Source organism: Pseudomonas sp. LBUM1657, assembly GCF_059716075.1.
This window is the reverse complement of the sequence record NZ_CP166799.1, coordinates 834,656-856,756: the sequence shown is the minus strand read 5'-3', so window position 1 is coordinate 856,756 and position 22,101 is coordinate 834,656. Positions and strand designations below refer to the sequence as shown.

Sequence of the window (22,101 nt, the reverse complement as noted above, 5' to 3'; positions counted from 1 at the left end):
ATTGGCGAAAATGTCGGGGCAAGCTCGAAAAAACAAGGAAATCCCGGGTTGAAACTCAGTGATATCGCCCAGTTGGCCGGTGTGTCCGTTACCACCGCCAGCTACGTCATCAATGGCAAGGCCGAACAACAACGCATCAGCAGTGCCACCGTCGAACGCGTGCGCGCGGTCGTCGAACAACACGGCTTCACACCTAATCCCCAGGCTGCCGGACTGCGCAGTCGGCACACCCGAACGCTGGGTTTCATTCTGCCGGACCTGGAAAACCCCAGTTACGCGCGGATCGCCAAATTGCTCGAGCAAGGCGCCCGGGCTCGCGGTTATCAACTGTTGATCGCCAGTTCCGACGATGCGCCGGACAGCGAACGGCAATTGCTGCAACTGTTCCGCGCCCGACGCTGCGATGCGCTGATCGTCGCCAGTTGCCTGCCGGCCGGCGACGACAGCTATCGTCAGTTGCAGGCCAAGGGCATTCCGATCATCGCGATCGACCGGGTCATGGAGCCGGAGCATTTCTGCTCGGTGATCAGCGACGACCGCGAAGCCAGCCTGCAACTGACCCGCAGCCTGCTCGACCCGTTGCCCAAGCAGATCGCACTGATTGGCGCCCGCCCCGAACTGAGCATCAGCCAGGAACGTGCAGGCGGTTTCAAAGAGGCGTTGGCCGGGTTCAAAGGCGAAATCCTGATCGAACACGGCGAATCGTTCAGCCGCGAGTGCGGCAAACAGTTGATGGAAGAACTGCTCCAGCGCCTGGGGCATTTGCCGGATGCGCTGGTGACCACGTCCTACGTGCTGCTTCAGGGCGTGTTCGATGCCTTGCATGACTTCCCGCTGAAAACCCGCCCGTTGCGCCTCGGTACGTTCGGCGACACGCAGTTGCTGGACTTCCTGCCGCTGCCGGTCAACGCCATGGCCCAGCAGCATCAACTGATTGCCGACAAGGCCCTCGCGCTGGCCCTGGCCGCCATCGAGCAGTCCGATTACCAACCCGGCGTGCAGGCCATTGCGCGCACGTTCAAGCAGCGTATTCGCCAGGACTGAACCGTGGAGCTGATCGACAGCCACACTCATCTGGATTTTCCGGACTTCGACGAGGATCGTCAGGCGCTGCTGGCCGAAAGCCGCGCCCTCGGGGTGCGGCGGATCGTGGTGCTGGGGGTTTATCAGGCTAATTGGCAGCGTGTCTGGGATCTGGTGCAAAGCGATCCCGACCTGCATGCGGCGTTCGGTTTGCACCCGGTGTATCTGGAGGATCATCGCCCTGAGGACCTGGCGGAACTCGGCGACTGGCTGACGCGGCTGGCCGGTCATCGACAGTTGTGCGCGGTGGGCGAGATTGGCCTGGACTACTTCATCGAAACCCTCGACCGCGAACGTCAGCAAGCGTTGTTCGATGCGCAACTGCAACTGGCCGCGGACTTCCATCTGCCGGCGCTGATTCACGTGCGACGTAGCCATGCGGCAGTGATCGCGACGCTCAAGCGCTTTCGCTTGAAACGCGCGGGGATCATTCACGCGTTTGCCGGCAGCAAGGAAGAGGCCCGCGAATACATCAAACTTGGTTTCAAACTGGGCTTGGGCGGCGCCGCGACCTGGCCCCAGGCGCTGCGCATGCACCGCGTCCTCGCCGACTTGCCGCTGGAATCGGTGGTACTGGAAACCGACTCACCGGACATGGCGCCCGCCATGTTTCCCGGTCAGCGCAACAGCCCGGCCCACCTGCCGGCGATCTGCTCGGCACTGGCCGGAATCATGTCGGTCACGCCTGAGCAACTGGCGGCCGTCAGTACTGCCAATGCCTGTGAGTTGTTCAACTGGTAACGTGCTGTCTCACGCAATACTTGTGGGAGCGGGCTTGCTCGCGAAAGCGGCATGACAGTCGACATAGATGTTGAATGTCAGTCAGCCTTCGCGAGCAAGCCCGCTCCCACACTTGACCTGCGGTGTAGCATCAAACCCGGAACGCACTGATCAGCTGTTTAAGCTCTACCACCTGAGCCGATAACGCACGGCTGGCATCTTCGGTCTGGTGCGCTCCTTCGGCGGTACGCTCCCCGGCACGGTTGATCTCGACGATGTTCTGGTCGATGTCATGAGCGACAGCGGTTTGCTGTTCCACAGCGGCGGCAATCTGCTGGTTCTGGTCGACGATCATGCCGACCGCGCCGAGAATGTTTTCCAACGCCTGCTGGACCTTTTCCGACTGCCCCACCGTACCGTTGGCCATCTGATGGCTGGTGCCCATGGCCTTCACCGCCGCGCCGACACCGCTGTGAAGCTTGGCGATCATTTGCTCGATTTCTTCGGTCGATTGCTGGGTGCGCTTGGCCAGGGTCCGGACCTCGTCCGCCACCACCGCAAACCCACGGCCCTGTTCACCGGCCCGCGCGGCTTCGATCGCTGCGTTGAGGGCCAGCAGGTTGGTCTGTTCGGCGATGCTTTTGATCACCTCCAGCACGCGGCTGATGGACTGGCTGTCGCTGGCCAGTTGATTGATCACCATCACCGACTGATCGATCTCGCTGGCCAGTGCGGCGATGCTGCCCTGCTGGGACTGCACCAACCCACGACCGCTGAGGGTCTCGTCGTTGACACTGTGTGCGCTGCTGACCGCCGCGGCGGCACTGCGCGCCACCTCAAGGGAGGTGGCCGACATCTGATTCATGGCCGTCGCGACCTGCTCGATCTGGGAGCGTTGCCCCGCCACGGCCTGGTTGCTCTGGGAGGAGACGTTCTCCACCTGCCCGGCCTGGCGCTCGACTTCACTGACGGTCTGCCCCACTCGCTCGATCAGGTCATGGATTTTCTTCACGGTGCCATTGAACACCTCGCCCAATTCGCCCAGTTCATCGCGACTGTTGGCGCTGAAGGTCACGGTCATGTCGCCCGCCGCCACTTTGTCCATCACGGCGCCAAGACGCTTGAGGGTGGTGCGGGTCGAGGCGTAGAAGCCGCCGTAAAGGTAGAAAATCAGCACGAACACCACCGACAGCGCCACCGCCTGCAAGATCATGTGGGTGCGGTTCTGCTCCAGCCGCTGCTGCAACTGGGTACCGAGAAACTTCAGGGTAGCTTCGTTGAGTTGGTAGGTCTGGTCCATGAGGCCCGTGACCTGATCGTAAAAGGCCTGCCAAGGCGCATCGAGGGTGTCGGCCATCACCACCTGTTCTTCGAACAGCTCACTGGCCTTTTTCAACGACGCCTTGCTGCTGTCGGCCTGGGCGGCCAAGGTGTCGCGCGCGGCTTTGCTCGAGGCCAGGGCGTCATGCAACTTCAGCGCATATTCGGCCTGCTGCTTTTCGATCTGCGCCAACAGCTCATCAAAACGGGTGCTCGACGATGAATTGAGAAAGCCTTGCCCCAACGAATAAGAGCCCATCGCCCGGCCTTCGCCCAATAGCTGGGTAACCGGCGGAGTGACATGGGTAATGAGTTCGCTGAGCTGGCGCATGTCGCTCTGTGTGTCGCGGCTCAGGCCGGCCTGACTGGCGATGATCTGGCTGAAAACCTGTGCGTTGCCGAGCAACTTGCCAATCATCCCGCTTTTGCTTTGCAGGGAGCTTTCCGCTTGCTGGGCTTTGAACGCGGCGATCATTTCGTCGCGTTTGGTATCAAAAACCGTGATCTGCTCTGGATCGGTGGTCATCGCCACCAGCCCTTCCAGTCGGGCCAGAACGCTTTGTTCCAGGGTGCCGATCGTGGATTCGACATTGCCGGCCTTGCCGGACTGGCCAAGGGTGACGTTGATCTGCACCAGGTTGTTCAGGGTTTCCAGATCGCGCCGTAGCATCAGGCTGCTGCCCAGCAGGTCAAGGCTCTGCAGCTCGACCTGAGTGCCCTGGAACTCGCGATAGGAATCGCGCACCAGATAGAAGTTGGTCACCAGCATCGGCACTAGGAACAGCACGCTGATCAGGCTGAACTTCATACCAAAACTCAGTCGGTTCATCAGCGCGACGGCGGGATAGAGCAAGCTCTTCACTGGAAGTCTCCCTTCGATTTCTTATTTTTATTGGCAGGCGCAGACCGACAGCAGATAGCCACTATCTGGCGCTGTCTCTGTATAGCTTAAATCGGCAGGAGGTTTTGTAACTTAAGGTTAACGGCAGACACGCGGTCTTGTAGCAGCTGCCGAAGGCTGCTGCTACATGAGCCGAGCGCAGGCTGCTACAAGGATTAGCGTACCAAGACGGTCCACAACGCGAACCCGGCATACCAGAGAACCGCCGCCCGCAGCAGCAACTCCCAGATCCGGTCAAGGTTGTTGATGCCGTCAGGGCCGACTACCGGCGCCGGTATCTCCCCGGCCACCAGCCCGACTTTCTCGATCAGCCGGGCGGCGCTGATGTTCCAGTTCAGGAGCTCGTGCAGCATCACGCGGCCGACGGCGACAAAGTTGCCGACCAGGGCAAAGCTCGCCGCCAGCAGACGCACTGGCACCCAATCGAACGCGTGTCGCAATTGCGCAGCGCACTCGACTACGGCCGGGTTCTGCCCGTGTTCTTCGGCCAGGGCCAGCAATCGATAGCTCAGCGCCGCGACCGGGCCCAACAGGAAGTACCAGAAAATCACCGCAAAAAAGCTCTGATAGGCCTCCCACAGCAGATGCCCTTCAACCCGTTCCAGCAGTTGTTCACCGTCCTCGGCGCAGATACCCAGATCGCGGTCCGCCACATGAGCGGCCGCTTGCAGGTCTTCCCGGCGCCAGGCATCGCGAAATGGCCCCAGTCCGCCCAACAGATCACCGCGGCCCAGACTGTAAATCACCACCAGCAGATGCACCGGCAACGCCAGCAAGCCGTAGAACACCGGGTCCAGAACCACCAGCAGCAACCCCAACAGCGCCACCGGCAACAACACCAGTATCACCAGGATCAGCCATGGCCGATTGATCATCCGCGGGTTGGCCTCAAGCTTGTGCAGCTCGCTTACCCAACCGCCATCACGTTGAACCCGATGGCGCAGGGCCGAGAACTTCTCGATCCAGACAGCCAACAGCAACACCAGAAAACTCATTGTTGTTCCTCTTTTGCCAGGGCGGCTCGAAAGCGTGCCCAGTCGAACGCGGGGCCCGGATCGGTCTTGCGCCCGGGTGCGATGTCACTATGCCCGCAGATGCGCTGTGCGGTGATGGCTGTGAAGGTGCTTTGCAGCTGCCGGGTCAGGGCCGTCAATGCTTGATACTGCGCATCGCTGAATGGCAGATCATCCGTGCCTTCGAGCTCGATGCCCACGGAAAAATCATTACAGGTTTCCCGGCCTTCGAAGCACGAAACACCGGCGTGCCAGGCGCGCTCAAGACAAGAGACAAACTGAGTGACAGTGCCGTTACGCTCGATCAGAAAGTGCGCAGACACGCGCAGGTCAGCGATCCCCTCAAAGTAGGGATGCTCCGTGACATCCAGGCGATTCTGGAAAAATTCCTGCACCTTTCCAGTCAGAAACTGCGCTGGCGGCAAGCTGATGTTGTGGATCACCAGCAGGGAAATTTCGCCCGAGGGGCGCGCATTGAAGTTGGGCGAGGGGCATATGTTTACGCCCTGGCACCAACCGCTCGCGGGGTCCAACTGCATACAGGTTCCTTCAACGACGACTGTGTTGGCGCCCAGTATGCCGCGATAGACCCTCCGGGCGCGATCACTTGCCGCGATTGAGACGCTGCAGATTACCGATCACCGACTCCAGCGCCCGGTCGAACAACAACGTGTCGTCGAGCGCGCGCACCGCACCACGGCGAAATTCCAGGGCCAGCCCGGTGCGGGTGCGCTCCAGCACTTTCATTCCGGTGCGGTCGACGAAAATGTACTTGCCGGTGGCATCGATGATCGCCGCCAACTTGCAGCGCAGGGTGTTTTCCTCATCTTCTTGAAACTCGACCCAGCTGCCCAGGCGCAGCTGATCGACTTGAAGCAGCCCCGCATCGTCCGCCGGCAATCGCACCGAAGCCAACTCGACCGGGCCTTCGTCGGCGGTGCGCAGAACGATTTCATCCAGCACCTGGACCATCCCCGGCGCAGTGGCGGGCTTGTCAAATTTCTGCCCCGGACGTTCAAACAGCTGAACGTGCAAGCCTTCCAGCTCACTGAAAAACTCACCGGTGGCAAATGGATCGAACGCCGAACTGCTCAGCCCGTCGCGTAACGACTTGAGCAATCCCGGCACCAGCGCCAACAAGCGCAGGCTCGCATCGGGCTCGTCGTGGCGCTGTACGCTCCAGATCAATTGCTCCATGGTCCGCACATCGGCGTGCCACTCGGCCGATTGATCGCCGTGCTTGAGACAAGTCAGCAACAACACCTGGCTCCAGGCTTCCTGGACAAACACCACCACCCGTTGTGGCAATACTTTGCCCAACAAGACCTGATTCAGTGTCTGCTCGACGCGCTGGCGGGCCAGTTCGGTCCTGGCGCGGCCCTCTTCGGCGTCACGGGTACGCTGCTCCAGCAATTCGCTGCGGCGACGCTCGTCACTGGTGAACGCGAGAAAGTCCGCCAGCAGTTCGGAAAAGATCGCCGGGTCGTCGACAAAATCGTTCAACAGGCGCTGCACCACCTGCTCGATGCGCAGGTACAGGCTGTCGCGTTCATGGTCATCGCACTCGCCCCAGCCCATGGCGGCGGTGGCAATTTCGTTGAGCAGGCGCCGGGCCGGATGGCTGCTGCGACTGAAGAAACTCTTGTCGAGCACCGCCACTTTCAGCATCGGAATCTGCAACCGGCCGATCAATGCCTTGAGTGAGTCCGGCAGATTACGATCGTCAAGAATGCACTCGAAGAGCATGGCGATCAGGTTGATCACATCTTCGTCGGCCACCCCCACTACGCGTGACTTACCGCTTTTGACGCTGACTCGGGTCAGCAATTGTTCGAGCTGATTGCGCAGGTCGAAGTCGTCCTGGGCAGCCGGTGCCGGCACGTATTGCTGCAAGTGCGAGAGCAGGCGCATCAGGTCGCGGGTGGAAATCGGCTGGGTCTGGGCACTGACTTCCAGAGTCGGCGCAACGCTGCCGCGCACATGCAGCAACAGCTCCTGCAATGCCGCGAAGACTTCTTGCACGCTGTCATCGGTCGGCGTGCCTGAGCGGATGGCGGCATCCGCAGTTTCAGCCCGGACACTGGCGGTCGCACGATCCGTGACTCGGCGCGTGGGGGCGGGCTTGAGGTCGGGTAACACACCGGTGGCGGCCAGCAGCTGATTGGCTTCGACGTAGAGCTGATCGGTGCCGCTGAGCACGTAGCGATCGAACAGTTTGAGGATGATCAGCTTGACCTTGATCTCCACCCCCAGATTGCGCCCGGCCTGCAAGAAGTACTCACAGAGCAACGCTGGCCCCATGGGATTGTGCTGATCGATCAGCTCCCTGCCCAGTAGTGCGCTGAGTCGGGCAGTCAATTGGCCGAGAGCGAAACCGTCGCGGTTCAACACCTTGCTGACCATGGCTTCCACCGCCACGTTGCGCTCCATATCGTCATTGGGCCGCGTCGTCGAGGCGTCGAAGTCCAATCCCTGGGGCAAGGCCGCTTGAGTGCTGTCGTATTGGGTGAGGCTGACAAAAGCCTCGAAAAATTGTTCGAGAAATACGCGTTCGATGTTTTTGCGCTTGAGGCGCAAGTCGCGCATGGCTTCGAAGAAGAGGTTTTGCTCGACGTCATTGCGCGCTCGATCGGCCATCTCGAACAGTGTGTCGTCGGCGTTATCAAACAGCGCCTGCAAAACATGCCTGAGCTGTTGAGCGGCCTTATCGCGAACCTGAAGCAGAATCACAGGCAGGCGGGCGAGCGGCGAATGGGTCGCCTGGTCGGTAGCCACCTTGTGTAAAGGCACTACATTCCCGTCGTTGTGCATCCAAGCCTCCTGAAACGGTGAGTCTTCGTTCGGTAAGAAATCCTGCGCGCCAGACAAAAAGACCGCGCGTCAAAGCCATGACGTCAAATGCAAGGCGAATTATCTTGTAAAAGATAACCGTTGTACCAGCAGACTCTTTGTCTCCTGTTGAAATAGACGTGTAGCAGGGACCCACGCTTAGTGCCGATCGCTTCGGCGAATCGACCAAATGCAGGTATCAGAGCGATGGGAAAGACGCTGATGCCTTGGGTTGCTCCACACCATGGCCCTATAATCGGGCCACTTTGTTTGTGGAGTCCGTTATGCCGAATCTACGTCTCGCCGATTTGACCGCCGAAATCGAAGCCAACGTGCGCCGCGCGTTGCTCGAAGACATCGGCAGCGGCGACATCACCGCGCAGCTGATCCCGGCCGAACGCCTGGCCAAAGCCACCATCATTACCCGCGACGCCGCTGTCATCGCTGGCACCGCGTGGGTCGATGCGGTTTTCCGGCAACTGGACCCACGGGTGGCGGTGCATTGGCAGGTGCGCGACGGTGAGCGGGTCAAACCCAACCAGACGCTGTTCCACCTCGAAGGCCCGGCGCGCTCGCTGCTTAGCGGTGAGCGCTGTGGGCTTAACTTCCTGCAGTTGCTCTCGGGCGTGGCCACTCGCGCGCAGTATCTGGCGGATTTCGTTGCCAAGACTCAGGTGAAGTTGCTCGACACCCGCAAGACCCTCCCGGGCCTGCGCCTGGCCCAAAAGTACGCCGTAACCTGCGGCGGCTGCCATAACCACCGCATCGGCCTGTATGACGCCTTCCTGATCAAGGAAAACCATATCGCGGCCTGCGGCGGCATCCCCGAGGCCATCGCCGCCGCGCACAAGATCGCCCCGGGCAAACCAGTTGAGATCGAAGTGGAAAGCCTGGATGAGCTGAAGGAAGCCTTGGCGGCCGGTGCCGACATCATCATGCTCGACGAGCTGAGCCTGGATGACATGCGTGAGGCGGTGCGCCTGAACGGCGGCAAGGCGAAGCTGGAGGCCAGCGGCGGTATCAACGAAAGCACGCTGCTGCCGATTGCGGAAACCGGGGTGGATTACATTTCGATTGGTGCGATGACCAAGGATGTGAAGGCTGTCGATCTGTCGATGCGCTTGAGTATCTGATTAGAAAACGCATTGCACATGTGGGAGCGGGCTTGCTCGCGAAAGCGGTGTGTCAGACGACGATTATGTCGATTGACACTCCCTCTTCGCGAGCAAGCCCGCTCCCACAGGTTTTTCGCCTTTGTTTGGTCAGACCACCAGATTATTCATCTCGCAGTACTCTTCCCACTCAACGCCCAACACCTCGGCCGCCTCCTTGTGCAGCACAAGGCGCGCAGCCTCGAACTCATCCGGGCTTGAGGTGTACTTGAGCGTCAGTTCCCACGGCTGCAAGCCCTGGGATTCCGCTTCGTCCTCGAACGCCCACTGGATCTGGTCTTTCTGATCATCGGCGGGCAAGTCCTTGATCTCTTCGGCAAGCTGGGGCGACTCCAGCAGATACTTCTTCAGCGCTTCTTCGTGTCTGGCTTCTTGAGTCAATTCTTTAACGGTCATGTCGTTCTCTCTGATCTGGGGAATGGAAGATGGATCTGGATCATCAAGGATCTCTCTGACGCAAAAAACCGTGTGAAGCCCGGTTTGTCTGGCCTTCAGAACCATTCGGGGATCATTTGAAAACTGCAATGTGGAGCTCATGCAAGCTCCGAATATAGGACGTTTGACCGGCGATTTATATGGACTTTTACATCAAATCTACAAAAAACCTGTGGAGGGGGCTTTTTGAAAATTTCCCCACACGATCCAGGAACAACCCTCGAAAGGCAAAGTCATAGCGATGTGCCATTAAGGCATTTCACAAGGAATTCAGGTGATGCGCATTTTCTCAAAGCTCCCGTCCGCCCTTTTCGCAACCGGTACCGCCACCGCGCTGCTCGGCGCTCTCGCATTGCCGAATCTGGCTCAGGCCAGCGTCGATTTCAGCTCGGACACTCCGTCGTACAACGATAAAATCGTCGCCATCCACTCCCAGTCGTACGGCGAATACTCGTTGCGCAACACCAAAGTCAGCGTTGACGATCTGCACGGCATGCAAGAAACCCTGAAGTCCAATGCCAAGGAACTGGAGAACCTGAAGAAAACCGTCAGCGACCAGGCGCGCCTTATCGAAGAACTCAAACGCAACAGTGGTTCCAGCTCGAGTTCGAGCGCTAACGAACTGTCAAACCTGAAGCGGGAAGTCAGTGATCAGGACAGGGAAATGGACAAGCTCAAGCACACGGTCGAGGACCTGAGCAGGAAAGTGAAGTGACGAAAAGAGTGGTGCCCGAGACAGGAATCGAACCTGCGACCTTCGCGTTACGAGTGCGCTGCTCTACCGGCTGAGCTACACGGGCGATGGGCTAAACCTAGCACTGGCTTTGAGGTCCGGCAACTTCACGTAACACCTAGGTTTTTCGCAGACAAAAAAATGCCCCGCAGCTTTCACGGCGGGGCATTTTTTATAACGTTGAAGCGGTCAGGCGTGGGGAGTGGTTAAACGCCCGAAGCCTTGGCTGCTGCTACGTCTTTGATGGACAGCTTGATACGGCCGCGGTTGTCCACGTCCAGTACCAGTACTTCCACTTCCTGGCCTTCTTTCAGGATGTCGGTCACTTTCTCAACGCGAGCGTCGCTCAGCATCGAGATGTGAACCAGACCGTCCTTGCCAGGCAGGATGTTGACGAATGCGCCGAAGTCGACGATGCGCTCAACCTTGCCCACGTAGATCTTGCCGATCTCGGCTTCAGCGGTGATGCCCAGAACGCGCTGACGTGCAGCTTCAGCAGCTTCCTTGGTTTCGCCGAAGATCTTGATCGAACCGTCGTCTTCGATGTCGATCGAAGCCTTGGTCTCTTCACAGATCGCACGAATGGTCGCGCCGCCTTTACCGATGACATCACGGATTTTGTCGGTGTCGATCTTCATCGCGATCATGGTCGGAGCGTTTTCCGACAGTTCGGTACGCGACTGGCCAATGATCTGGTTCATCTGACCGAGGATGTTCAGGCGCGCTTCCAGGGCTTGGCCCAGAGCGATTTCCATGATTTCTTCGGTGATGCCTTTGATCTTGATGTCCATCTGCAGCGCGGTCACACCTTTGGCGGTACCGGCTACTTTGAAGTCCATGTCGCCCAGGTGATCTTCGTCACCCAGGATGTCGGTCAGGATGGCGAACTTCTCGCCTTCTTTAACCAGACCCATGGCGATACCGGCAACCGGTGCCTTCATCGGAACGCCGGCATCCATCAGAGCCAGGGAAGCGCCGCAGACCGAAGCCATGGAGCTCGAACCGTTGGACTCGGTGATTTCCGACACAACACGAATGGTGTACGGGAACACGTCGGCAGCAGGCAGCATGGCTGCAATCGAACGACGGGCCAGACGGCCGTGGCCGATTTCGCGACGACCAGCGCCACCCATGCGACCACACTCACCTACCGAGAACGGCGGGAAGTTGTAGTGCAGCATGAACGGGTCTTTTTTCTCGCCTTCCAGAGTGTCCAGCAGCTGTGCGTCACGGGCAGTGCCCAGAGTTGCAACAACCAGAGCCTGGGTTTCGCCACGGGTGAACAGAGCCGAACCGTGGGTCTTTGGCAGAACACCGACTTCGATGTTCAAAGGACGTACGGTCTTGGTGTCGCGGCCGTCGATACGTGGCTTGCCGTTTACGATGTTTTCGCGAACGGTGCGGTATTCGATTTCGCCGAAAGCAGCTTTCACTTCGCTGGAAGAAGGCTGGCCTTCTTCACCGGACAGCTTGGCAACCACCTGGTCTTTCAGTTCACCCAGGCGAGCGTAACGGTCGGCCTTGATGGTGATGGTGTAAGCCTGGGAGATCGCTTCGCCGAACTGGGCGCGGATATCACCCAGCAGAGCGGTAGCTTCTGGCTGTGGAGCCCAGGTCCAGGTTGGTTTGGCAGCTTCGGCAGCCAGTTCTTTAACAGCGTTGATCACAACCTGGAACTCGTCGTGAGCAAACAGTACCGCGCCCAGCATCTGGTCTTCGGTCAGCTCTTTGGCTTCCGACTCAACCATCAGAACGGCTTCCGAAGTACCGGCAACGACCATGTCCAGGCTCGAAGCTTTCTGTTGCTCGTAAGTCGGGTTCAGCAGATAGCCGGTGCTTTCGTGGAACGCAACGCGGGCAGCGCCGATCGGGCCATCGAAAGGAATGCCGGAAATGGCCAGCGCAGCCGAGGTACCGATCATCGCAGCGATGTCCGGATCGGTCTTCTTGCTGGTGGATACGACGGTGCAGACAACCTGCACTTCGTTCATGAAACCTTCTGGGAACAGCGGACGGATCGGACGGTCGATCAGTCGGGAAGTCAGGGTTTCTTTCTCGGAAGGACGGCCTTCACGCTTGAAGAAACCGCCAGGGATCTTACCGGCAGCGTAAGTCTTTTCCTGGTAGTGAACGGACAAAGGGAAGAAGCCCTTGCCTGGATCGGCTTGTTTAGCACCGACTACAGTCACCAATACGCTAACGTCGTCGTCAACGGTGACCAATACTGCGCCGGAGGCCTGACGGGCGATGCGGCCAGTCTCGAGGGTAACGGTCGACTGACCGAACTGGAATTTTTTGATTACCGGGTTCACGGTGTCCTACCTTCTTTTGTGGCTCTTGGGGAACTTGTCTTCTTGCGAAATTCTTGGGCAATGTCGGGAATCGGCCCGGCTTGTATTGTCCTGGCAAAACTGATGTTGCAGATAAAACTTGAGGCTGGGAGCCTGCCATGCGCCTGCGGGAAACCCGCTGACGCACAGCAAACAACCAACCTCATAGCGCAATCGCTTATTAGCGACGCAGACCCAGGCGACCGATCAGAGCGCTGTAACGGCTCACGTCTTTGCCTTTCAGGTAGTCCAGCAGCTTACGACGCTGGTTTACCATGCGGATCAGACCACGACGGGAGTGGTGATCTTTACCGTTGATCTTGAAGTGACCTTGCAGTTTGTTGATGTTGGCGGTCAGCAGTGCAACTTGCACTTCTGGCGAACCAGTGTCACCAACAGCTTGCTGGTAGTCGGCAACGATTTGAGCTTTTTCTTGAACGTCGAGAGCCATGAGGCAATCCTTTTATCAGGAAACTGTTTCAGAAAAACAGCTTCAACAGGCCAGGGACAAATCCCTGTATCTATAAAATGAGGAAGTGACCGTGCCTGTTAACAGCCACCCTCGTCCGGTCATTCTGACCGAATCAGTCGACGTGGCGCGATCCGCCCGTCTTCGCTCACTTCACCGATACCGATGAAGCGACCGTTGTGATCCTGTACACGTACCATGCCGAACTTCGGTGCATCCGGGGCTCGTACCGGTTGGCCGTTAAGCCAGTAGAACGAACTGTGCTCCGAGAACTGCAACAGTGGCCAATCCAGCAGGCCGCTGTCCGATGGCATCAGGAAGCGATCGACCGCTTCGTTGCCGCCTTCGGCATGTACTGCTTCCAACTCTTCAAGCGTGACAGTCTGCGCAAGGGTGAAAGGCCCGGCCTGGGTACGTCGCAGTTCAGCAACGTAAGCGCCACAACCGAGTTGCTCACCGATATCCTCCACCAGGGTACGGATATAGGTGCCTTTGCTGCAATCCACCGCAAGCCGCGCAGTATCACCTTCAAAGGCCAGTAATTCCAAGCGCGCAATAGTAACAGAACGCGGTTCGCGCTCCACTACTTCGCCGGCTCGGGCAAGCTTGTACAGCGGCTGGCCATCACGCTTGAGAGCGGAGTACATCGGCGGTATCTGACTGATTTGACCACGAAAATTCGGCAGCACAGCCTCAACATCGACGCGACCAACGGTCACCGGGCGCTCCTGCAAAACTTCACCTTCGGCATCCGCCGTGGTGGTGGTTTTGCCCAGCTGCGCCAGGGTTTCATAAGCCTTGTCGGAATCGAGCAGGTATTGCGAGAACTTGGTGGCCTCACCGAAGCACAACGGCAGCACGCCGGTGGCCAGCGGGTCGAGACTGCCGGTGTGCCCGGCCTTCTCGGCATTCAGCAACCAGCGGACCTTCTGCAACGCAGCGTTTGAGGTGAACCCCAGCGGCTTGTCGAGCAGGATGATACCGCTGACGTTACGACGGATACGTTTGACCTGAGCCACCGATTACTCCTTGGTGTCTTCGGCTTCAGCCGCTACCGGGTGCTGATTGTCTTCAGCCACCGCACGCTCGATCAGTGCCGACAGGTGCGCGCCACGCACGACGCTTTCGTCGTAGTGGAAGTGCAACTGCGGAACGCTGCGCAACTTCATTTCACGAGCCAACTGCATGCGCAGGAAACCGGCGGCAGAGTTGAGCACCTTGATGCTTTGCGCGATGTCTTCGGCGTTGTCCTGCCCCATCACGGTGATGAAGATCTTGGCGTGACCGACGTCACGGCTGACTTCAACAGCGGTAATGGTGACCAGGCCGACGCGCGGGTCTTTGACTTCACGACGGATCAGCTGTGCCAGCTCACGCTGCATCTGATCGCCGATACGTTGGGTACGGCTGTATTCTTTTGCCATGTCTTGTTACCTGTTACTGCCCCACGGTGAAACCCGAGGGGTCTGAAAGCGGCAAACGCCCGGCCTGACAAAAGCCAGACCGGGCGTTGCGTTTAGAGTCCTGACGCTGTGCCGCGCACTTGCATGCGGCGGCTCACCGTGGCCCTTGAAGTGCGCGAGTTAGAGGCTGCGAGCAACCTGAACCTTCTCGAAGACTTCGATCTTGTCACCGACCTTGACGTCGTTGTAGCTCTTCACGCCGATACCGCATTCCATGCCGGCACGTACTTCGGAAGCGTCATCTTTGAAGCGGCGCAGGGATTCCAGCTCGCCTTCGAAGATAACGATGTCTTCACGCAGTACACGGATTGGACGGTTACGGTGAACAACACCTTCGATAACCATGCAACCGGCGATCGCGCCAAACTTCGGCGAACGGAACACGTCACGCACTTCAGCGGTACCCAGGATGTTCTCGCGAACATCGCTGCCCAGCATACCGGTGAGGGCTTTCTTGACGTCTTCGATGATGTCGTAGATCACGTTGTAGTAACGCATATCCAGACCTTCCTGCTCGACGATCTTGCGAGCGCCAGCATCGGCACGCACGTTGAAGCCAAACAGTACAGCGTTGGAAGCCAGTGCCAGGTTGGCGTCGGATTCGGTGATACCACCGACACCGCCACCGACAACACGCACTTGCACTTCGTCGTTACCCAGGCCGTTCAAGGCACCGTTCAACGCTTCCAACGAACCACGGACGTCGGATTTGAGGACGATGTTGAGCGTCTTCTTCTCTTCCTGACCCATGTTTTCGAAGATGTTTTCAAGCTTGCCGGCGTGAGCACGGGCCAGTTTGACTTCGCGGAACTTGCCTTGACGGAACAGAGCCACTTCACGGGCTTTCTTCTCGTCGGCAACCACACTCATCTCGTCGCCAGCGTCCGGAGTACCGTCCAGGCCGAGGATCTCGACAGGGATGGAAGGACCGGCTTCCTTGATTGGTTTGCCGTTCTCGTCGAGCATGGCGCGAACGCGGCCATAGTTCGAACCGACCAGTACCATGTCGCCTTGGCGCAAGGTACCGTCTTGAACCAGAACGGTTGCAACCGGGCCACGACCTTTGTCGAGACGCGATTCAACCACAACGCCACGACCAGGAGCCGATGGAGTCGCTTTCAGTTCGAGAACTTCAGCTTGCAGCAGAACAGCTTCGAGCAACTCGTCCACGCCGGTACCGACTTTCGCCGAAACCGATACGAACGGGGTGTCGCCGCCCCACTCTTCCGAAGTCACGCCGTGAACCGACAGTTCGCTACGGATGCGATCGAGATCGGCGCCCGGCTTGTCGATTTTGTTCACTGCAACAACCAGCGGAACACCGGCAGCCTTGGCGTGCTGAACGGCTTCAACGGTCTGCGGCATTACGCCGTCGTCCGCTGCAACCACCAGGATCACGATATCGGTCGCCTTGGCACCACGGGCACGCATTGCGGTAAACGCGGCGTGACCAGGGGTGTCGAGGAAGGTGACCATGCCGCGTTCGGTTTCAACGTGGTACGCACCGATGTGCTGAGTAATACCACCGGCTTCGCCAGCGGCTACCTTGGCACGACGGATGTAGTCGAGCAGCGAGGTCTTACCGTGGTCAACGTGGCCCATTACGGTCACGACTGGTGCACGGGAGAACGCTTCACCTTCAAACTTCAGGGACTCGGCCAGGGAATCTTCCAGGGCGGTGTCGCTGACCAGGGTCACTTTGTGGCCCAGCTCTTCGGCAACCAGTTGGGCAGTTTCCTGATCCAGTACCTGGTTGATGGTCGCTGGGGTACCCAGTTTGAACATGAACTTGATGATTTCAGCTGCCTTGACCGACATCTGCTGGGCGAGATCGCCAACAGTGATGGTCTCGCCGATCTTCACTTCGCGCACTACAGGGCCGGTTGGGCTCTGGAAACCGTGAGCGTTGCGTTTCTTCAGCTTGGCCTTGCCGCGACCACCACGACGGAAGCCATCGCTTTCTTCGTCGGTAGTACGTGGGGCAACGCGTGGAGCAGGAGCCTTCTCTTTGACCGAAGCACGATGCGGAGCGTTTTTGCGCTCACCATCGCCACTGCCACGACGATTGTTATCGTCGGCACGTGGTTTGTCCGGACGGCGCTGTTCGTTCTGCTTGTTGCGAACGTCAGCAGAAGGTGCCGGTGCAGCCGCGACAACCGGAGCGCTTTCACGCACTGGCTCGGCAACCGCAACAGGCGCTGCAACAGCGTCGTTAGTAGCGTTTTGCGCAGCAGCAGGCTGGCGACGCGCTTCTTCTTCGGCGCGACGCTTGGCTTCTTCTTCAGCCTTCTGACGAGCAGCATTTTCTACTGCGCGACGTTCTTCCAGTTCGCGTTTGCGCTCGGCTTCGATTTCTTCCGGGCTGCGCTGTACGAAGACTTTCTTCTTGCGTACTTCAACGCTGATGCTTTTGCTGCCAGCAACACGCAGGGTGCTGGTGGTTTTGCGCTGCAATGTAATCTTGCGCGGTTCTTCCACTTTCGCCTTGTGGCTGCTCTTCAAGTGAGTCAGCAAAGACTGCTTCTCACTATCGCTCACACCTTCATCGGCGGCGGTGTGCGGCAGACCTGCCTCACGCATCTGCTGCAACAGGCGCTCTACCGGTGTTTTGACCTCATCGGCCAGTTGTTTCACCGTGACTTGCGTCATGCACTTCTCTCCTCAGGCCGCGCCTAATTACTCGAACCAGTGGGCTCGGGCGGCCATGATCAACTTGCCGGCACGATCATCGTCAATGCCGTCGATGTCGAGCAGATCGTCAATAGACTGCTCGGCCAGGTCTTCGCGGGTAATTACGCCGCGCACCGCCAGTTCCATCGCCAAATCCTTGTCCATACCCTCAAGCGAGAGCAGGTCTTCGGCCGGATGGGCGTCTGCCAGCTTTTCCTCAGTAGCGATGGCTTTGGTCAACAAACGATCCTTGGCGCGAGCGCGAAGCTCGTTGACGGTTTCTTCGTCAAAGCCGTCGATGTTGAGCATTTCTTCCAACGGTACGTAGGCAATCTCTTCCAGGCTGGTGAAGCCTTCATCTACCAGCACCTGTGCCAGGTCTTCGTCGACTTCCAGCTCGTCGATGAAGTTGCGCAGGATGTCGCCGGTTTCTGCTTGCTGCTTAGCCTGGATGTCCGATTCGGTCATCACGTTCAGGGTCCAGCCAGTCAACTGGCTAGCCAGACGCACGTTCTGACCACCGCGACCGATGGCCTGAGCCAGATTGTCTGCGCCAACGGCGATGTCCATTGCATGGGCATCTTCGTCAACGATAATTGCCGCCACTTCAGCGGGCGACATTGCATTGATCACGAACTGAGCCGGGTTGTCGTCCCACAGGACGATATCCACACGCTCACCGCCCAACTCACCCGACACTGCCTGGACGCGCGAACCGCGCATACCGATGCAAGCGCCCTGCGGGTCAATGCGTTTGTCCTTGGAGCGGACCGCGATCTTGGCGCGCGAACCCGGGTCACGGGATGCAGCCATTACTTCGATCAGGCCTTCAGCGATTTCTGGCACTTCGATGCGGAACAACTCGATCAGCATTTCCGGCGCGGTACGCGACAAGATCAGCTGCGGGCCGCGGTTCTCGGTGCGGATTTCCTTGAGCAGCGCACGCAGACGCACGCCAACCCGGAAGGTTTCGCGAGAAATGATGTCTTCACGAGCCAGCAACGCTTCAGCGTTGTTGCCCAAGTCGACGATCACGTTGTCGCGGGTCACTTTCTTCACGGTGCCGGAGATAATTTCCCCCAGGCGCTCGCGATAGGCATCAACGACTTGAGCACGCTCGGCTTCGCGCACTTTCTGCACGATGACTTGCTTGGCAGTCTGTGCAGCGATGCGACCGAACTCGATGGATTCGATTTTTTCTTCGACGACATCGCCAACCTGGGCGCCAGGATGCGTTTCTGCAACCTTGCTCGGCCATGTTTCGATGGCCGGATCGTCCAGGTCTGCTTCTTCGACGACCGTCCAGCGACGGAATGTCTCATAAGCACCGGTGTGGCGATTGATTTCCACACGCAGATCGACTTCGTCTTCGAAACGCTTTTTGGTAGCAGTGGCCAGAGCCAGCTCCAGCGCTTCAAAAATTACGTTTGCCGGTACGCCCTTTTCATTGGATACCGACTCAACAACCAGCAGTACTTCTTTGCTCATCGTACGCCTCGCCTTTCGCAAGCCATTGGATCCGCGGGATCCGCGTCTCAGTCAAAACTGGGAATAATGTTGGCCTTGTCGATCATATCGATCGGCAACAGGAACTCATGGTCTTCAACCTGCACCACGACGTCCTGCTCTTCTACACCGCGCAGAAGGCCCTGAAAGTTGCGTCGTCCTTCGAAAGGCGAGCGCAGCTTGATCTTCACTTGTTCACCGGCAAATTTTGCAAACTGCTCAATAGTGAACAGTGGGCGTTCCATGCCAGGCGAGGAAACTTCAAGGGTGTATTCAACGGCGATTGGATCTTCAACATCCAGGACACCGCTGATCTGGCGGCTGACGATGGCACAATCGTCCACCAGCACTCCGCCTTCTTTATCAATATAAACGCGCAACATTGAGTGGCGACCTTGAGCCGAAAACTCAATACCCCAGCATTCATAGCCCAGGGCCACGACCACCGGGGCCAGCAAGGCCTGCAACTCTTCTAGCTTGCTCGACACCTGAACCCCCTCGTGCATGTATGTGCATGCTGTGCAAAATAAAAAAATGGGCGAAACGCCCATCCTTGAAACGCCGTCGAATAGCGGCGTTGAAAGTGTCCAGCTAACAAAAAGCCCCTTAAAAGGGGCTCCTTAAACTGGTTGCGGGGGCCGGATTTGAACCGACGACCTTCGGGTTATGAGCCCGACGAGCTACCAGACTGCTCCACCCCGCGACAAAGCTGGGGCGGAAGTATACGACCGATCCCTGACAGGGTCAATGTAACCTTCCACCTACAAGAAAGCCCGCAACAGCGGGCTTTCCTGATAATTGGTACCGAGAAGGGGACTCGAACCCCTACACCCTATGGGCACAACCACCTCAAGGTTGCGTGTCTACCAATTCCACCACCTCGGCAATACTACGTTTGAAACCCTTCTTACTTTTGCTCTTGAGCTGGAGGCACGTCAGTCGCTGGAGTAGCCGACTTTTGCTCTTGAAGCACCGGGACATCATCAGAAGCCGGTTGCTGCTTTGGAACTTCCAACACTGCCGGATTTGGTAAACCTACTTGAGTCAGCTGTTGAGCCTTCTCTTTAGCAAAGTAACCTAACCCCAAGCTGGTTATGAAGAAACCGGCGGCAAGTATAGCAGTAAACTTACTAAGAAAGGTAGAGGAACCTTGGCTTCCGAACACAGTATTTGAAGCACCTGCTCCGAAAGACGCGCCAGCATCCGCACCTTTACCCTGCTGCAGCAATACCAGAGCAACTACGCCCAATGCACCCAGCAGATGAAAAACGACTACGACTGTTTCCAGCATTTTTTCAGTTTCCCGCGGCGCGACAGATCGCACCGAACTCATCTGCATTCAGGGAAGCTCCACCAATGAGCCCCCCATCGATATCCGGCATGCCGAACAGTTCGACCGCATTGGCCGCCTTCACGCTGCCGCCGTATAGAAGCCGCACACCTTGTGCGATTTCAGAATTCTCTGCCGCCAACTGAGCGCGAATGGCTGCATGCACATCCTGCGCTTGTTGCGGCGAAGCAGTCAGCCCGGTACCAATGGCCCAGACCGGCTCGTAAGCGATTACTGCCTTTGCAAAAACACCAACACCCAGCTTCTCTATGACGCTGCCCAGCTGATGCCCGACAACCTCAAGAGTCATACCGGCCTCACGCTGCTCAAGGGTTTCCCCTATGCACAACACCGGAATCAAGCCACACGCCTGAGCCGCCGCGAACTTGCGAATGAGTGTTTCATCATTCTCGCCGATGACCTGGCGGCGCTCGGAATGCCCGACGAGCACCAGGGAGCAACCTTCATCAGCCAGCTGACTCGGCGCAACCTCACCGGTCAACGCACCTTGCTTGGATTCCACCGCAGCGTTCTGCGCGCCGACCTTGATCGACTTGCCTTCCAGACCGTCAATCACTTGATTGACATGCAAGAAAGACGGGAATACCGCTACATCAACACCGCTCGGCAAGGCCAGATTACGCAAGCCCTTGATCAGCTCAGCGACGCTGGCGCGGGTACCGTGCATCTTCCAGTTACCAGCTACCATAGGGCGACGCATGCTGTACCTCGTCGGTCAAAGTGGGCGCAGATGTTACCCAACACAATCATGGCTGGCAAGCCGAAATCAGGCAGAAACTTCAGTAACCAGTTTTGCCAGCTCTTCGGCGTAACCGCGAACCTGTGTTTCGTCTTCGCCTTCGACCATCACACGAACCAACGGCTCCGTCCCGGACTTGCGCAACAGCACGCGCCCACGACCAGCCATGGCATTGGTAACGCGCTCGCTGGCCTCTTTCACCGACGGATGATCGAGAGGGCTAGCCCCACCGCCGAAACGCACATTAATCAGCACCTGAGGGCATTTGCGTAAAGCCTGACGGCATTGAGCCAGCCCTTCGGAACGGGTCTTCAGTGCCATCAGTACTTGTAGAGCCGCGATGATGGCATCACCGGTAGTAGTGTGATTGAAGCAGACGATATGCCCCGAGTTCTCACCACCCACCAACCAATTGCGCTCTAGCAGGTCAGCGATCACGTAGCGGTCGCCGACGTTGGCGCGCACAAATGGAATCGCCAGATCCGCCAGGGCCAGTTCCAGCCCCAGATTACTCATCAGCGTACCAACCACACCGCCATGCAACTTGCCACGCTCATGCAGATCGCGAGCGATGATGAACAGCAGCTCGTCACCATCGACGATGGCTCCGGTGTGATCCACCATCAGGACCCGATCGCCATCACCGTCGAACGCGATGCCCAGATCGGCGTGCTCGGCCAGAACAGCAGCCTGCAGCTGCCCCATATGGGTCGAACCGCAATTGTCGTTGATATTCAATCCGTTTGGTTGCGCCGACAGTACGACGACATCAGCACCCAACTCACGGAACACGCTAGGTGCCACCTTGTAGGTCGCACCGTGGGCGCAATCGATCACGATCTTCAGGCCCGCGAAACTGGTGCCGGTCGGGACGCTGCTCTTGCAGAATTCGATGTATCGGCCCGAAGCATCGTTGATGCGCGATACCTTGCCGATTTTGCTCGACTCAACCACGGTCATCGGGGTGTCGAGCAATTCTTCGATCATATGCTCGACTTCATCCGGAAGCTTGGTGCCCTTACCGGAGAAAAACTTGATGCCGTTGTCATCGTGAGGATTGTGCGAGGCACTGATCACGATCCCTGCTTCGGCATGGAAGGTCCGCGTCAGATAGGCGATGGCCGGTGTCGGCATCGGGCCCAGGAGCATCACGTCGGCACCCGCCGAAGTAAGTCCGGCCTCGAGCGCCGATTCGAACATGTAGCCGGAAATCCGAGTGTCCTTGCCCACCAGCACTTTGCAGGCGCCCATTTTACGGAATGCCATGCCTGCTGCCCAACCGAGCTTGAGCATGAATTCAGGAGTAATCGGGTATTCGCCGACCCGACCACGAATCCCGTCGGTGCCAAAGTATTTCTTAGTCATAA

Annotated in this window: 19 protein-coding genes and 3 tRNA genes; 4 read left to right on the top strand and 18 right to left on the bottom strand. The window is 58.3% G+C overall.

Annotated elements, in window-relative coordinates:
* Window positions 1–48 precede the first annotated feature (48 nt).
* Window positions 49–1,044: a catabolite repressor/activator gene (cra, locus tag ACA055_RS03845; protein WP_497682430.1), complete on the top strand. Its 996-nt coding sequence runs from the start codon at window positions 49–51 to the stop codon at window positions 1,042–1,044.
* A gap of 3 nt (window positions 1,045–1,047) precedes the next feature.
* Window positions 1,048–1,824: a TatD family hydrolase gene (locus ACA055_RS03840; protein ID WP_497682429.1), complete on the top strand. Its 777-nt coding sequence runs from the start codon at window positions 1,048–1,050 to the stop codon at window positions 1,822–1,824.
* 130 nt (window positions 1,825–1,954) lie between these two features.
* Here the strand turns inward: ACA055_RS03840 and ACA055_RS03835 are convergent, their stop codons facing one another.
* The 4 genes from ACA055_RS03835 to ACA055_RS03820 form a co-directional block, all read right to left on the bottom strand.
* A complete protein-coding gene (locus ACA055_RS03835; RefSeq protein ID WP_497684354.1) occupies window positions 1,955–2,659 on the bottom strand; it encodes a methyl-accepting chemotaxis protein in 705 nt (234 codons plus the stop codon).
* 1,520 nt (window positions 2,660–4,179) lie between these two features.
* Window positions 4,180–5,019 carry a regulatory signaling modulator protein AmpE gene (gene ampE, locus ACA055_RS03830; protein ID WP_497682428.1) on the bottom strand — a complete coding sequence of 280 codons (840 nt, stop codon included), beginning with the start codon at window positions 5,017–5,019 and terminating at the stop codon, window positions 4,180–4,182.
* Window positions 5,016–5,576, bottom strand: a complete 561-nt coding sequence (ampD, locus tag ACA055_RS03825; RefSeq protein ID WP_497682427.1) for a 1,6-anhydro-N-acetylmuramyl-L-alanine amidase AmpD — start codon at window positions 5,574–5,576, stop codon at window positions 5,016–5,018. Before ampD ends, ampE begins: the two co-directional genes overlap by 4 nt.
* 64 nt (window positions 5,577–5,640) lie before the next feature.
* The gene (locus ACA055_RS03820; protein ID WP_497682426.1) at window positions 5,641–7,848 is read right to left on the bottom strand and encodes a DUF1631 domain-containing protein; all 2,208 of its coding nucleotides are present in this window, start codon (window positions 7,846–7,848) and stop codon (window positions 5,641–5,643) included.
* Between the two features lie 302 nt (window positions 7,849–8,150).
* On the opposite strand from ACA055_RS03820, the gene nadC reads away from it, so the two are divergent.
* Window positions 8,151–8,999: a carboxylating nicotinate-nucleotide diphosphorylase gene (gene nadC / locus ACA055_RS03815; protein WP_497682425.1), complete on the top strand. Its 849-nt coding sequence runs from the start codon at window positions 8,151–8,153 to the stop codon at window positions 8,997–8,999.
* A gap of 129 nt (window positions 9,000–9,128) precedes the next feature.
* Here the strand turns inward: nadC and ACA055_RS03810 are convergent, their stop codons facing one another.
* Complete coding sequence (locus ACA055_RS03810; RefSeq protein ID WP_497684353.1) at window positions 9,129–9,434, bottom strand: DUF6388 family protein; 306 nt, start codon at window positions 9,432–9,434, stop codon at window positions 9,129–9,131.
* A gap of 316 nt (window positions 9,435–9,750) precedes the next feature.
* Between ACA055_RS03810 and ACA055_RS03805 the strand changes: the two genes are divergently transcribed.
* Window positions 9,751–10,188: a hypothetical protein gene (locus ACA055_RS03805; protein ID WP_497682424.1), complete on the top strand. Its 438-nt coding sequence runs from the start codon at window positions 9,751–9,753 to the stop codon at window positions 10,186–10,188.
* A 9-nt stretch (window positions 10,189–10,197) separates the two neighbouring features.
* On the opposite strand, the gene ACA055_RS03800 is transcribed toward ACA055_RS03805, so the two are convergent.
* From ACA055_RS03800 to glmM, 13 genes are all read right to left on the bottom strand, one after another.
* Window positions 10,198–10,273 (bottom strand) — tRNA-Thr (locus ACA055_RS03800).
* A gap of 139 nt (window positions 10,274–10,412) precedes the next feature.
* On the bottom strand, window positions 10,413–12,518 hold the full coding sequence (gene pnp / locus ACA055_RS03795; RefSeq protein WP_497682423.1) for a polyribonucleotide nucleotidyltransferase: 2,106 nt from the start codon (window positions 12,516–12,518) through the stop codon (window positions 10,413–10,415).
* 199 nt (window positions 12,519–12,717) lie between these two features.
* Window positions 12,718–12,987 carry a 30S ribosomal protein S15 gene (gene rpsO / locus ACA055_RS03790; RefSeq protein WP_497682422.1) on the bottom strand — a complete coding sequence of 90 codons (270 nt, stop codon included), beginning with the start codon at window positions 12,985–12,987 and terminating at the stop codon, window positions 12,718–12,720.
* 119 nt (window positions 12,988–13,106) lie between these two features.
* Window positions 13,107–14,024, bottom strand: coding sequence for a tRNA pseudouridine(55) synthase TruB (gene truB / locus ACA055_RS03785; RefSeq protein ID WP_059403189.1), 918 nt, complete (start codon window positions 14,022–14,024; stop codon window positions 13,107–13,109).
* 3 nt (window positions 14,025–14,027) lie between these two features.
* Window positions 14,028–14,429 carry a 30S ribosome-binding factor RbfA gene (gene rbfA, locus ACA055_RS03780; protein ID WP_008149016.1) on the bottom strand — a complete coding sequence of 134 codons (402 nt, stop codon included), beginning with the start codon at window positions 14,427–14,429 and terminating at the stop codon, window positions 14,028–14,030.
* A gap of 159 nt (window positions 14,430–14,588) precedes the next feature.
* Entirely contained in the window at window positions 14,589–17,117 is a 2,529-nt protein-coding gene (gene infB / locus ACA055_RS03775) for a translation initiation factor IF-2 (protein WP_497682421.1), read from the bottom strand.
* A gap of 27 nt (window positions 17,118–17,144) precedes the next feature.
* Window positions 17,145–18,626 carry a transcription termination factor NusA gene (gene nusA, locus ACA055_RS03770; protein WP_008024459.1) on the bottom strand — a complete coding sequence of 494 codons (1,482 nt, stop codon included), beginning with the start codon at window positions 18,624–18,626 and terminating at the stop codon, window positions 17,145–17,147.
* 47 nt (window positions 18,627–18,673) lie between these two features.
* Window positions 18,674–19,132 (bottom strand): ribosome maturation factor RimP, encoded by a 459-nt coding sequence (rimP, locus tag ACA055_RS03765; protein WP_010463487.1) that lies wholly within the window; start codon window positions 19,130–19,132, stop codon window positions 18,674–18,676.
* A 138-nt stretch (window positions 19,133–19,270) separates the two neighbouring features.
* A tRNA-Met gene (locus tag ACA055_RS03760) sits at window positions 19,271–19,347 on the bottom strand.
* A gap of 96 nt (window positions 19,348–19,443) precedes the next feature.
* Window positions 19,444–19,529, bottom strand: a tRNA-Leu gene (locus ACA055_RS03755).
* Between the two features lie 22 nt (window positions 19,530–19,551).
* Window positions 19,552–19,935: a preprotein translocase subunit SecG gene (gene secG, locus ACA055_RS03750; RefSeq protein ID WP_010463489.1), complete on the bottom strand. Its 384-nt coding sequence runs from the start codon at window positions 19,933–19,935 to the stop codon at window positions 19,552–19,554.
* A 4-nt stretch (window positions 19,936–19,939) separates the two neighbouring features.
* Window positions 19,940–20,695, bottom strand: a complete 756-nt coding sequence (gene tpiA / locus ACA055_RS03745; RefSeq protein ID WP_497682420.1) for a triose-phosphate isomerase — start codon at window positions 20,693–20,695, stop codon at window positions 19,940–19,942.
* A 66-nt stretch (window positions 20,696–20,761) separates the two neighbouring features.
* A complete protein-coding gene (glmM, locus tag ACA055_RS03740; RefSeq protein ID WP_497682419.1) occupies window positions 20,762–22,099 on the bottom strand; it encodes a phosphoglucosamine mutase in 1,338 nt (445 codons plus the stop codon).
* Window positions 22,100–22,101 lie beyond the last annotated feature (2 nt).